We start from the raw sequence: 12,371 nt of genomic DNA on the forward strand, positions 1-12,371 counted from the left end.
CATCGAGGAGCTGACCCGGGGTCTGGGCGAGATCGCCGCGGGCGACTTTCCCTATCAGCCCGCTGCCGGACAGGACGATCGCGGCCCGGTATGGCTGTTCTCCGGACAGGGCTCGCAGTGGGCCGCGATGGGTGTCGAGCTGCTCGCGACAGAACCGGTGTTCGCAGCGACCGTGGCCGCGGTAGAGCCGCTGATCGCCAAAGAGTCCGGATTCTCTGTCAGCGAGGCGATCTCGGCCCCCGAGACGGTGAGTCAGATCGATCGGATTCAGCCCGCATTGTTCACGATGCAGGTCGCCCTGGCGGCCACGATGAGGGAATACGGTGTTGTGCCGGGGGCCGTGATCGGCCACTCGATGGGCGAAGCCGCGGCCGCGGTCGTGGCCGGAGCGCTTACGCTGGAAGACGGTGTCCGCGTGATCTGCCGACGATCGCGGCTGATGTCCACGATCGCCGGCTCCGGGGCAATGGCATCGGTCGAACTGCCCGCCGAGCAAGTGCTTTTGGAACTGATGGCGCGAGGCGTCGACGATGTCGTGCTGGCGGTGGTGGCCTCGCCCCACTCGTCGGTGATCGGCGGCGCGGCACGGACGGTGCGCGAGTTGGTCGCCGGCTGGGAGGAACGGGACCTGGTGGCGCGCGAGATCGCAGTCGATGTCGCTTCGCACTCCCCACAGGTCGAGCCGATCCTCGACGAACTTGTCGGCGTGCTTGCGGAGATCGAGCCCAGGACACCGGAGTTGCCCTTCTACTCCGCGACCGCGTTCGACCCGCGTGAGCAGCCCGTGTGCGATGGCTGGTACTGGTCGGACAATGTGCGCCACATGGTGCGTTTCGCCGCGGCGGTACAGGCCGCGCTCGAGGACGGCTTCCGGGTCTTCGCGGAGTTGGCACCGCGCCCCCTACTCATCCATGCCGTCGAGCAGACTGCCGGCAGCGTCGGCATGCCGGTCGCCGCACTAGCCGCCATGCGCCGAGAGGAGGCGCTGCCGCACGGACTGCGTACCTTCCTGGCGGAGCTGTTCAGTTGCGGTGCGGCAATTGACTTCTCGGTGATTCATCCGGGTGGCCGTCTGGTGGATGCACCGCTGCCGGCCTGGAGCCACCGCCCGCTGTTGCTCACCCGCAAGAGTCAGGAGCTGCGGGCACACGTCGCATACACGGTCCCGGTGCACCCATTGATGGGGGCGCATGTCCGCTTGCACGAGGAACCGGAGCGCCACGTTTGGCAGGGTGAGGTCGGCATTGCGGCGCAGCCCTGGCTCGGCGACCACCGGATACATAATGTGGCAGCCCTTCCGGGTGCCGCCTACTGTGAGATGGCATTGTCCGCGGCCCGCAAGGTATTTGGCGAGAGGTCCGAAGTTCGCGACATCCGCTTCGAAGCGATGCTGCTGCTGGACGACGAGACACCGGTGTCGGTGGTTGCGTCGGCGACCCCGACGGGCGCGCTCGATTTCGCGGTGGAGACCTCCCAGGACGGCACACAGATGGTGCGAGCGACCGCGACCCTGCACGCGGGGGTGGCGGAGCGCCAGCCCCCGGCCTACGACATGCCCGCCCTGATCAACTCCCACTCATGCCGGCTCGACGGGACCGAGCTGCGGACGCAGTTCGACGGGCACGGTTTGCAGTATGGAACGGCATTCGCCGGACTGGCCGCCGTGCACCACTCGAACGAGACGATCGACACGCTGCTGGGCGAGGTGAACCTACCCTTGCCCATCCGCTCGCAACACAGCGCCTACGCGGTGCATCCCGCCTTGCTGGATGCCTGCTTTCAGGCGGTCGCGGCCCATCCCGGTGCCCGGGTCGCGGGCAACGCCGGCCTGCTTCTGCCGCTGGGCGTACGCCGAATCTGTGCCTACGGTTCTGCGCGCACCGCGCGTTACTGCTACACGACGGTGACACGGGCCGACCTGGCGGGGCTGGAGGCGGACCTCGATGTGGTCGATGAGGACGGGACGGTCCTGCTGGCCGTGCGCGGATTGCAACTGGGGACCGGCACCTCGGACAGCGTGAACCGCGATCGCGTGCTGAACGAGCGGTTGCTGACCGTCGAGTGGAAGCGCCGAACGCTGCCGGAGGTGGATCGCATCGACCCGGGAACATGGTTGCTGATCAGTACCTCCGCCACCGCCGAGGTCATGACGACAAGGTTGACCGACGCGTTGAAGGTCGAGGGCGCCAGGTGCACGACCATGACATGGCCGCAGCATGCCGACCACCGGGCCAACGCCGAAGCGCTCGGCTCGCATCTCGCCGGCGAGCTCAGCGCAACCGTCATACTCACCGGCCCCCAGCACGGCAGCCCGGCGGACGAGTGGGGCGTCCTCGGCGGCGGTTATGCGCGTCACCTGGTGCGAATTGCGCAGAAGCTCACGGACATTGACGAAGAATCGCCCCGGCTCTACGTCGTGACACGGAACGCCCAGACCGTCTTGGCGGGCGACGTGGTGAACCTCGAGCAGGCCGGGCTGCGTGGCCTGGTGCGAGCTATCGGCACCGAATATCCGCACTTGCGCGCCACACAGATCGACATGGACGAGAATAGCGAGGCGGAGCAGCTGGCCCGGCAACTGCTGGGGAACTCGGCCGAGGACGAGACAGCCTGGCGGAGTGGCCGATGGTACACGGCACGGCTGAGTCCCGCTCCCCTACGCATAGAGGAGCGGCGAACCGCCGTAGTGAACCACCAGCACGATGGCCTGCGCGTGCGGGTCCGCACGCCCGGCGACCTGGAAACAATGGAACTGGCTGCAGATCAACGTATTGCGCCGGGTCCCGGCGAGATCGAAGTCAGGGTCAGCACATCCGGCATCAACTTCGCGGATGTCCTGTTGGCCTGCGGCCGGTATCCCCGCATCGACGGCGATGCACCCCGGCTCGGCATGGATTTCGCCGGCGTGGTCACCGCGGTCGGACCCGGCGTGACAACTCATCGTGTGGGAGACCGCGTCGGCGGTTTCTCCACAAATGGTTGCTGGGCCACGTTCGTCACATGTGACGCGCGCCTGGCCGTGACGTTGCCGGATGAGCTGACGGAGGACCAGGCGGCAGCGGTGAGTACCCCGCATGCCATCGCGTGGTACGGCCTGCACGATCAGGCCAGGATCGCCTCCGGCGACCGCGTGTTGATTCACTCCGCCACTGGCAGCGTGGGGCGGGCGGCGATCGGGATCGCGCGCGCCGCAGGAGCCGAAATCTTCGCCACCGCAGGCAGCGCGGAGCGCCGCAAACTGTTGTGCGAGTTGGGTGTCAAGCACATCTACGACTCGCGAAGCACCGACTTCGCCGAGCAGATCCGCCGCAAAACCGACGGACGCGGAGTCGACATTGTGCTCAACTCGCTATCCGGCGCGGCACAGCGCGCCGGACTCGAAGTGCTGTCCATCGGTGGACGATTCGTCGAGATCGGTAAGCACGACGTGTACGCCAATAGCCGGCTTGGCCTCTTTCCGTTCCATCGCAATCTCACGTTCCACTACGTCGACCTGGCGCTGATGTCGCAGAGTCATCCACAGCGAGTCGGCGACCTGCTGAGCACGGTGTATCGGCTCGTCGCAGACGGTGCGCTGCCGTTGCCGGAGATCACTCACTATCCGCTCGGCGATGCCGCCATCGCCGTGCGCGCGATGGACGCGGCAGAGCGGGCGGGCAAGGTGGTACTCGACGTGCCCCAGTTCGGACACACCAGCGTCGTGGTACCACCCGAGCAGGCCAGGCCCTTCCGGCATGATGGCTCCTACATCGTCACCGGAGGCCTGGGTGGCATAGGACTTTTTCTCGCCGAGAAAATGGCCGAAGGCGGTTGTGGCCGCATCGTGCTCAGCTCGCGTTCTGAGCCCAGCCCCAAGGCGCTGGAAACGATCGAGCTCATTCGGGCGATGGGCACCGACATCGCGGTGGAATGCGGCGACATCACCGAAGTCGACACGGCCCCGCGATTGGTGAGCGCCGCGACCGCCACCGGGCTTCCGTTACGCGGGGTGCTGCACGCCGCCGCGGTCTTCGAAAACGCGATGCTGGCCAATATGACCGACGAGCTCATTGACCGCAATTGGGCTCCAAAGGTTCACGGCGCGTGGAATTTACACCGGGCCACGGCCGCTATTCCCCTGGATTGGTTCTGTTTGTTCTCCTCAGCCGTGGGTCTGCTGGGCTCGCCGGGGCAGGGGGCGTACGCCGCCGCCAACGGCTGGCTGGACGCTTTCGCGCGCTGGCGGCGAACTCAGGGCTTACCCGCCACGGCGATCGGATGGGCGTTGTGGTCCGAGGTGGGCCGCGCCGCCGAAGTCCGAGCCGAGGCCGGCGAAGAAACTACGCCCGGCCGCGATGGCGAAGGCACCGCGATCGCGCACTGGCGTGACACCGCTTTCACTGCGGACCAGGGTGCCTACGCATTCCAGGCTCTGCTGCGCCACGACCGCCCGTACTCCGGATATGCAACCTTGACGGGGACGCCGTGGTTCGCGGCGTATGCGCAACGTGGCCGGTTCGCTGAACTGTTCCGTTCCAACGACGAAAGCGCCTGGGATGCGGGCGAATTGTTGAACGAGTTGTACGCGCTGCCCTCGCAGGAGTGGCCCGTTCGCCTGCGTCGGATGATCTCCGATGCGGTCAGCCTGATTCTGCGCCGTACCATCGATCCTGATCATCCGCTCTCCGAATATGGACTCGACTCGATGGGCAACCTCGAGCTGCGGACCCGCATCGAGGCCGAGACAGGGATACGCGTCACCACCAACGACATCACCACCATTCGGGGACTGGCCGGACTGCTATGCGAAAGGCTGGCTCCGGCAAGTGGTCTCGGCGTTATGGCGGTAGACCAGGACCGCGAATCGTCGGCCGAGCCGCAAGTGGACTGAGGGAGGGATGGTGTTAATAGGTGCAGGACCGTCGCGCGGGCTGTTCGTGGGAACGGTTTATGACTGGGCGCCCGAGGCGGGCACAATTGTGTCTTGGCAGCCATCGCCCGCCTCGCTGGCGAAAGCTCGACAAGCTCCCATAAGTGCTGTACCGCTCAGCGCGATGCAAGACGCGCATCTTCGCGGCTTCTCCCGCTACGCGGCCCGCGGTCTCGACTATGCGCGGCTGGTGATCGGCTCCGGGGACGAACCCGGCCGATGTGATGTGCGAGCCATGAGTTACGTCATCAACTCACACCTTCGTCGGCACAAGACATATCACAGCTGGTTCGAGTATGACGATGCGGATAGCATTGTTCGGCATACCATCGTCGACCCCGCCGACATCGAGTTCGTCCTGACCCGGCAGGACAGTATGACGCCGCCCGAGTGGCACCAGTATGTGCTGTCCACTCCGGACCCGTTACAGTGGGATTGCTTCAGGTTCGGCATTATTCAGCGCAACGACCACTTCACTATCTTTGCGATCGTCGATCACCTCCACTGCGACCCGACGATTATCGCGGGCTTATACACCGAAATCGTGATGAACTATCGCCTTTTAGTGGCTGGCCGTGCGCTGGGTCAGGCCCCGCCGCCGGCCAGTCATGACGACTTCTGCGTGCGCGAACAGCAGCACGTCGCATCTTTGACCTTGGATTCCGTCGAGGTTCGCAAATGGATCGAATTCGCTGAGAACAACGGCGGAACACTGCCGGACTTCCCATTGCCGCTTGGCGATCTGTCGCAGGCCGCGGGCGGCGACGTGCTGGTCGATCGGCTGATGGATCAGGGACAGACGGCCGAATTCGAATCCCGGTGCATCGCGGCGGGCGCACGGGTCAGCGGCGGCCTGTTTGCCTGTATAGCCCTCGCGCAACATGAGTTGACGGGCGCGACAACATATTATGGCCTTGCGCCGACCGACAAGCGCAGGTCGCTTGCGGAATTTTCGACGATGGGCTGGTTCACCGGCGTGGTTCCCTTCACTGTGCCGGTGAACCCATCGTCATTCGAAGAGACCGCCCGAGCCGCGCAGACTTCCTTCGATTCGAATATGGGCCTCGCCGACGTGTCGTTCAACGAAATCTTGAAGTTGGCTCCCTGGCTTCGGGCATGGGGTCCGAACTGCACGATGGTCAACTACATGGATGCGGGCCTTCCTCCCTTCTCGGCCACCGTCACCTCTCACATGAAAGACGCGAATGTAAGCATCTACTGCGACCCCAGAGACCCTGCACACCTCTACTTCTCGGTGATCCGCCTTTTCGACGAGGTGTCGATGTGGGTGAACCTGCCGAAAAACGCAATCGCCAAGGACTCCGTGATCCGTTACGTGAGTGCGATGAAGTCCGTGTTGAAGCGTGTCGCTGACGGGCGTTACACCGGCGCAGCGGTTCAGGTGTCCTGATGAATATCGGCGCGAAATACCGACGAAAGGTCGGGGCCCGCCGATGAAAATCGTGTTGGCCGCCCATGGGACTCGCGGTGACGTCGAACCCTGCGCCGCAGTCGGTTTGGAGCTACTGCACAGAGGGCATGAAGTGCGCATCGCGGCTCCGCCCAACCTGGTTCGCTTCGTGGAGTCGGTCGGCCTGAACGCGGTCGCTTACGGGCCGGATTCGCAGGAGCAGGTGAGCGCGGTCGCTGACTTCGTGCACCACGCCTTCAAGCCGCAGAACCCCATCAACTTCGTCCACTCAGGCAGAGCCCTTTTCGTTGCCGGTTGGGCCCAGATGAGCCGGACGTTGGCTTCCCTGGCGGACGGGGCCGACCTGCTCGTGACCGGCCAGACGTACCACGGCGTCGTCGCCAACGTCGCTGAGTACTACGACATTCCGCTGGTGGCGATCCACCACATGCCGATCTGCGTCAATGGCCAGCTCGCACTGCCTTTGATACCGTCGCCGACACCGCTGGTGCGCTCCACATTGAGGGCGGCATGGTGGATGTATTGGCGCATCACCAAGGACGCCGACGACGCGCAACGACGTGAACTCGGCCTACGACGGACCTCAGCTCCCGCCGCGAAGCGAATGGCGGAACGTGGATCGCTTGAAATTCAGGCCTACGACGAGGCTTGCTTTCCCAACCTGGCAGCCGAATGGAACGGCCGGCGGCCCTTCGTCGGCGCACTGACACTGCAGTTGCCGACGGATTCCGACGACGAGGCCGCGAGCTGGATCGGCACCAAAACGCCGCCCATCTACTTCGGCTTCGGCAGCACACCCGTCCACTCCCCCGCCGACACGATCTCCATGATCATCGCGGCATGTGCGGAGCTAGGCGAACGTGCCCTGATCTATTGCGACGCGGGTATTTCCACCTGCATCCGACATTGCGACGACGTGAAACTGGTCGGCCCCGTGAACTATGCCGCCATCCTTCCGCGATGTCGCGCAGCCGTCCATCACGGTGGTGCGGGCACCACGGCCGCGGCCCTGCGCGCCGGAATCCCGATGTTGATCCTTTGGGACGTAGCCGATCAGCCGATATGGGCGGCGCAGGTTACCCGGATGAAAGTCGGTCATGCTCAACGTTTGTCAACCATCACCCGAAACTCACTGATCGCACACCTACGCCGTATTCGCGCACCGCGTTACGTCGCCCGTGCCGGCGAAATCGCCGCCCGAATGACCGATCCCGCCGAAAGCGTCAGCGCGGCGGCCGATCTCATCGAAGGCGCCATTCACCGGAAGCGGGCTGCCTGATGTGGGCGACGGTGCTGGCACTGGCGCTATGGATCGCAACCGACCCGACGCGCCTGGTCGTCGTTGCGGCGTTGATGTCGCGCGTACGGCCTAAGCACAACCTGGTCGCATACTGGCTGGGCGGCCTGGCGGCCGGCACCGCCCCGGGAATCGTGGTCTTGGGCCTGATGCTGGTGATGCGCGATGCCGTACCGCTGGAAGGCATCAGGTCCGCGGTCTCCCGATTCACGGGCGGGTATTTCCAAATCGCGGTCGGCGTCCTCGCGCTGCTGATAGCGGCACTGCTGTCGGCGAGGTTTCGGGCACGGCCGGATGTCGAAGTGCCGACGTACGCCGGCTTCCCGTCCGGCCCGGATCGCCAACCACTCGCGTCAACCGGACTCGCACGGATAAGGGCGCGCGCCGGCCGGGCGTTGCAAGGCGGCAACCCGTGGCTCGCGTTCGGGATTGGTTTGGTGTCGACAATTCCGCCCATCGACTATCTGTTCGTCCTCATCGTCATCGCCTCATCGGGAGCCGCGATCGGCACGCAGTTCGGCGCGGTCGTGCTGTTCACGGTCGTGGTGCTCGTCCTCGTTGAACTCCCGCTCGTCTGCTATCTGGTCATGCCGGCAAGAACCCAGGCGGCGGTGTTGCAGCTGCAAAGGCTTGCGCTAGCTCACCGTCGGCGGATTCTCATCGCCGTCCCCGCAGTGGCAGGGGTTCTACTGCTGACGGCTGGCCTAGGCAACATCTGAGCCCGGCCTAGGGCAGGGCATAGCCTCTGCGGCTGAGCCTTTCGACGTTCGATTGGATCAATTGGTAGGGATAGGGGGTGTGCTGCTCGATGACGTCGCGCAGGTGCGTCATGGACTCGTGTCGGCGTTTGTCGCGCACCACGGCCGCCTTGAGGAAAGGAAATCGGAAGTCCCTGATGAGGCCCTCCCAAAAGTAGAGGGTGCCGTTGTTTCGCCCGGAGCGGTTGTTGTCCCACGGATGCGACGAGAGACCGCCGGCGGTTCTGATGGCGGCGGCCGAGACGAACGGTTGGACGCTGAGCCCTGCTTTGCGCGCCCGCCGGGATAGGCCGACCTCGTAACGCCAGATCAGGGTGTTTTTGTGGGCGGTGTATCGGAATTCGTCCCATAGGTCGTTGAGGAAAGGGCGGGTGCGCGAATTGAGGTCCCAGGCCAGAAAAAAGGACTGAAGGTGGGAAAACATCTGAGTGTTTTCGATGGCGCCGTACATGTCAGCGCCATGAAAGGAGCTCCACATCTCTTCCAGAGGAAAGAGCGGACCGAAGACGCTGTCGTTGGCGATGACGAAGCGGTCGAACTGATCGAGTGACCAGCCGCGCTGCCTGAGGATGCACCACGCGAGGTGCCACGAGCCGAAGTCGAAAGCGAGCGTGCGGCGGGTGTAAATGCCCGCACAGTAGGGGCGGATGGGAGCGGCCGATTCCGCCGAGAGTATGGGCGAGGCGGAGACGAAGACAATCGTCGCACCGAGTCGGTACAGCCCCTGCAGGTAATAGGTGACGTGAGGATCGACGATGCCTTGGACGTCGAAATGTGCGAACAGAACGAGGGTGCGCCGCCCGGATGGAGGTTGCGGTGGAAGCTCTAGGTGGCTTTCGCAAAGGAATTGCAAAGCGTCGCGGCGCAGCCGGTATCGAATGACGGCCAAGGTGCGTTCGGTCTCCGTTCGCAGCATGTTCGACAGGTTCACGGCACCCCGATGTCGTCCGGTGCATGCGAAGTGGGCACTGCGACCGGCGCGCGCCCCTTAGAGATGGTGTCCGCGGATGAGCCGATGCCATCCAGGCCATCGACCCCGCGATCGGGAGCAAGGGCAGTGTTGAAAAGCAAACTCGGACAGACGATCTCGACACGATATTTCTCATCGGCGATTGACAGGTAACGCCGACCAGGCGGTAAATGCCATCCGGCACGTTTGCTCGGGAATCTTGGCCCGTTCTCCCGCGACGAGTACCGGCACCTGTAGGTGAACTTTGCGATCACCCATGGCCCTGCCACTAGGCGTCCAAGCGGGCGAACTGATTCTGGCGATACCGCTCGACGCAGGCCGCTCTTCTGACCTTGCCGCTGGTGGTGATGGGAATCGAACCCGGCGCTACTACAACCAGATCCGCGACGCTCACCCCGTGGGCGTCGGAAATCGCAGAGGTGACCTTACGTTTGACGGCGTCGAATCCATCGTCGGTTCCGTCCGCGCACCTGACCCGGTTTTTGAGCTCGATGATGGCTACGAGCTTTTCGGTTCCCTTGTCCGGCACCGCGATCGCCGCGCACCGCCCCGGCGCGACGCTCTGGATCGTTCCCTCGAGGTCGTCTGGAGAGTGGTTGCGCCCGTACACGATCAAAAGATCCTTGATACGGCCGATGATGAACAGCTCCCCTTCGGACATGAATCCCAAGTCCCCGGTCCTCAACCAAGGGGCTTCAGGCGTGCCGGGGGACGGCGCGACAAGTGTTGCGCCGAACGTGTGCTCGGTCTCGCTCGCCTTCTGCCAATATCCGCTAGCGACGTTGCCCCCGTGCACCCAGATCTCACCGGTCGTTCCCGCAGGACATTCAACACGGGTTTCGGGATCAACGATGCGCACCATCGGTGAGCGCGGCGCACCGTAACTGACGAGCGCTGTGCCCCCTTTGTCCGCGTGACGCTTCGCCTGGCCAGCGGTGAGCTCTCCGGAATCGAAATGAGCGATCTGCGGTGGTTGACCCGCCTCGCGGGTCGAGACGTACAACGTCGCTTCCGCCAATCCATACGACGGCCGTAACACCTTGGGCTGAAGGTTAAACCGGGCGAACCGCTCGGCGAAACGCTGCAGTGTCGCGGGCTGTACCCGCTCGCCACCGTTGAAGATGCAAGACACGTCTTTAAAATCGAGCCCCACGAGATCGTCATCCGAGGTCTTTCGTGCCGCCAATTCGAAGGCAAAGTTAGGTGCTGCCGAATGTGCGCGACCGTTGTGTGCCAGCAATTGCATCCATCGGGCTGGGCGCTGCAGAAAGGAAACCGGACTCGCGAGCACACTGCGAAATCCCGAAAGAACCGAAAAGATGATCCCTAACTGCAAACCCATGTCGTGGTAGAGCGGCAGCCAGGACACCATCGTGCTGTCCGGTGGGGCAACTCCGCCGTGGTCGCCGAAGAAACCGGCATTCATGTGCTCGAAATTGGCCAGGATGTTCTTGTGCGAGATCATGACCCCGGCGGGGGTTCGGGTCGATCCCGAGGTGTACTGCAAATACACCGTGTCCGTTGAACTCTCGACACTCGCAGCGGGCACCTTTTTCGAGTCGAGATCCAACAGGTCGACTTCGATAAGCGATGGAGCGGCTTCGCCCGGCGTGGACCCGAGATAGCCGGCACAATCGCCTGCGATCGAGGATGTCGTGAGGACGGCAGAGGGAGATGCGTCGCGCAGCACCGAGCTGACACGTTCGTCGCTGGCGGCACCTAACGGAACCGCGATGAAGCCGGCCTGTATTGCGCCGAGAAACGCGGTGACGTAGTCGAGTCCCTGAGGTGCCAATATCAGGGCACGGTCACCGGTCGACCCATGAAGCCGTAGCTCGTGTGCCAGGTTCAGCACTCGTCGATGCAGCTGTGACCATGTCAGACTTTCCTCAACGCCGGTTCGGTCCAGTTCGTAATTCATAAACGTGAACGCCGTCCGATTCGGCTGCAGACTGGCGCGTTCGCGCAGCAGGGCCGGAATGGGAGACTTGAGCATGGGCGTCAGGTTACCTCGGCCGTTATCACCACGCCGGTTTTGCAGCAAAGACGGTGGGCCGCTGCAACGTACGCCGATCGAAAGCATCATCGACCGGTTGAATCGCAACCCAGTCACGCTGAGAGTTCTGAATTTGCGCTTCAAATACGGTTACCGATTACTTAGCTGGCTGCTCATGCGGGACGACGTATTGTTCCTGAATTACGGCTACGAAGAGGACCCGCCGATGTCCTTGCCGCTGACGGCGGGCGATGAGGCCGATCGGTACCCCATCCAGCTCTACCACCGCACGGCCACACAGGCGGACCTCGCAGGCAAGGACGTGCTGGAGGTGAGCTGCGGCCACGGCGGCGGCGCTTCGTATTTGGTGCGGACTCTGCGCCCGGCTTCCTACACGGGCCTGGATCTGAACACGGTCGGCATCGAGTTCTGCCGCAAAAGGCACACGTTGCCGGGCCTGAAATTCGTGCAGGGCAACGCAGAAAGCCTGCCGTTCGCCGATCGATCATTCGACGCAGTGGTCAATGTCGAAGCCGCGATCAACTACCAGAACGTTCCCAGGTTCTTCGCCGAGGTGGAACGCGTGCTCCGCCCGGGCGGCCGGTTCCTGTACGCCGATATCCGCTACGCCGACGAAATCCCCGCCTGGGAGGCCGACCTGGCTAACATCCCAATGCGGCTGTTATCGGAACGCGTCATCAACGCGGAGGTCATGCGTGGGCTGGAGAAGAATCGGTTCGTCGACCAAATCACTCGCCGGCTACCGAATATCGCGCCGTTGCGCGGCATAGCCAACGACTACGCGGGTGGGCCAGGCTCGTTGATCTACCGCCGGCTCGGCAACGGCGAGGCCTCCTATCGGCTGTTTTGCTTTGCCAAGGATTGAGACGCACGCCACCAGAATTTGTGCTGCGCGCATCCGGGTGAGCGGTTAACACTCCCTCCTGCAGTGTCCGACGGCCTATCCTTTGAGGAGCCAGCAAACGCTGGGGGCAAGGATGGCGGAGGG

General features: G+C 63.8%; 7 protein-coding genes. 5 read left to right on the forward strand and 2 right to left on the reverse strand.

Annotated features, from left to right (window positions below):
* The 4 genes from pks2 to AC5Y4F_RS26205 form a co-directional block, all read left to right on the forward strand.
* On the forward strand, window positions 1-4,870 hold a 4,870-nt coding region (gene pks2, locus AC5Y4F_RS26190; protein ID WP_499999524.1), incomplete at its 5' end, for a sulfolipid-1 biosynthesis phthioceranic/hydroxyphthioceranic acid synthase.
* A 163-nt stretch (window positions 4,871-5,033) separates the two neighbouring features.
* Window positions 5,034-6,320: an amino acid adenylation domain-containing protein gene (locus tag AC5Y4F_RS26195; protein WP_231986374.1), complete on the forward strand. Its 1,287-nt coding sequence runs from the start codon at window positions 5,034-5,036 to the stop codon at window positions 6,318-6,320.
* 43 nt (window positions 6,321-6,363) lie between these two features.
* Window positions 6,364-7,620 carry a glycosyltransferase gene (locus AC5Y4F_RS26200; RefSeq protein WP_499999527.1) on the forward strand — a complete coding sequence of 419 codons (1,257 nt, stop codon included), beginning with the start codon at window positions 6,364-6,366 and terminating at the stop codon, window positions 7,618-7,620.
* Window positions 7,620-8,357, forward strand: a complete 738-nt coding sequence (locus tag AC5Y4F_RS26205; protein WP_499999528.1) for a GAP family protein — start codon at window positions 7,620-7,622, stop codon at window positions 8,355-8,357. The genes AC5Y4F_RS26200 and AC5Y4F_RS26205 overlap by 1 nt, the downstream gene beginning before the upstream one ends.
* A 7-nt stretch (window positions 8,358-8,364) precedes the next feature.
* Here the strand turns inward: AC5Y4F_RS26205 and AC5Y4F_RS26210 are convergent, their stop codons facing one another.
* Together AC5Y4F_RS26210 and AC5Y4F_RS26215 are read right to left on the reverse strand one after the other, a co-directional pair.
* Window positions 8,365-9,312: a rhamnan synthesis F family protein gene (locus AC5Y4F_RS26210; RefSeq protein ID WP_499999530.1), complete on the reverse strand. Its 948-nt coding sequence runs from the start codon at window positions 9,310-9,312 to the stop codon at window positions 8,365-8,367.
* 322 nt (window positions 9,313-9,634) lie between these two features.
* Window positions 9,635-11,362 (reverse strand): AMP-binding protein, encoded by a 1,728-nt coding sequence (locus AC5Y4F_RS26215; protein ID WP_499999576.1) that lies wholly within the window; start codon window positions 11,360-11,362, stop codon window positions 9,635-9,637.
* A 61-nt stretch (window positions 11,363-11,423) separates the two neighbouring features.
* On the opposite strand from AC5Y4F_RS26215, the gene AC5Y4F_RS26220 reads away from it, so the two are divergent.
* On the forward strand, window positions 11,424-12,248 hold the full coding sequence (locus tag AC5Y4F_RS26220) for a phthiotriol/phenolphthiotriol dimycocerosates methyltransferase (protein WP_499999578.1): 825 nt from the start codon (window positions 11,424-11,426) through the stop codon (window positions 12,246-12,248).
* Window positions 12,249-12,371 lie beyond the last annotated feature (123 nt).

The organism is Mycobacterium sp. NGS56, from assembly GCF_059812425.1.

Coding starts and splice junctions, on each gene's coding strand:
- AC5Y4F_RS26195 (WP_231986374.1), top strand. CDS start 5,034: ATGCAAGACGCGCATCTTCGCGGCTTCTCCCGCTACGCGGCCCGCGGT.
- AC5Y4F_RS26200 (WP_499999527.1), top strand. CDS start 6,364: ATGAAAATCGTGTTGGCCGCCCATGGGACTCGCGGTGACGTCGAACCC.
- AC5Y4F_RS26205 (WP_499999528.1), top strand. CDS start 7,620: ATGTGGGCGACGGTGCTGGCACTGGCGCTATGGATCGCAACCGACCCG.
- AC5Y4F_RS26210 (WP_499999530.1), bottom strand. CDS start 9,312: ATGCTGCGAACGGAGACCGAACGCACCTTGGCCGTCATTCGATACCGG.
- AC5Y4F_RS26215 (WP_499999576.1), bottom strand. CDS start 11,362: ATGCTCAAGTCTCCCATTCCGGCCCTGCTGCGCGAACGCGCCAGTCTG.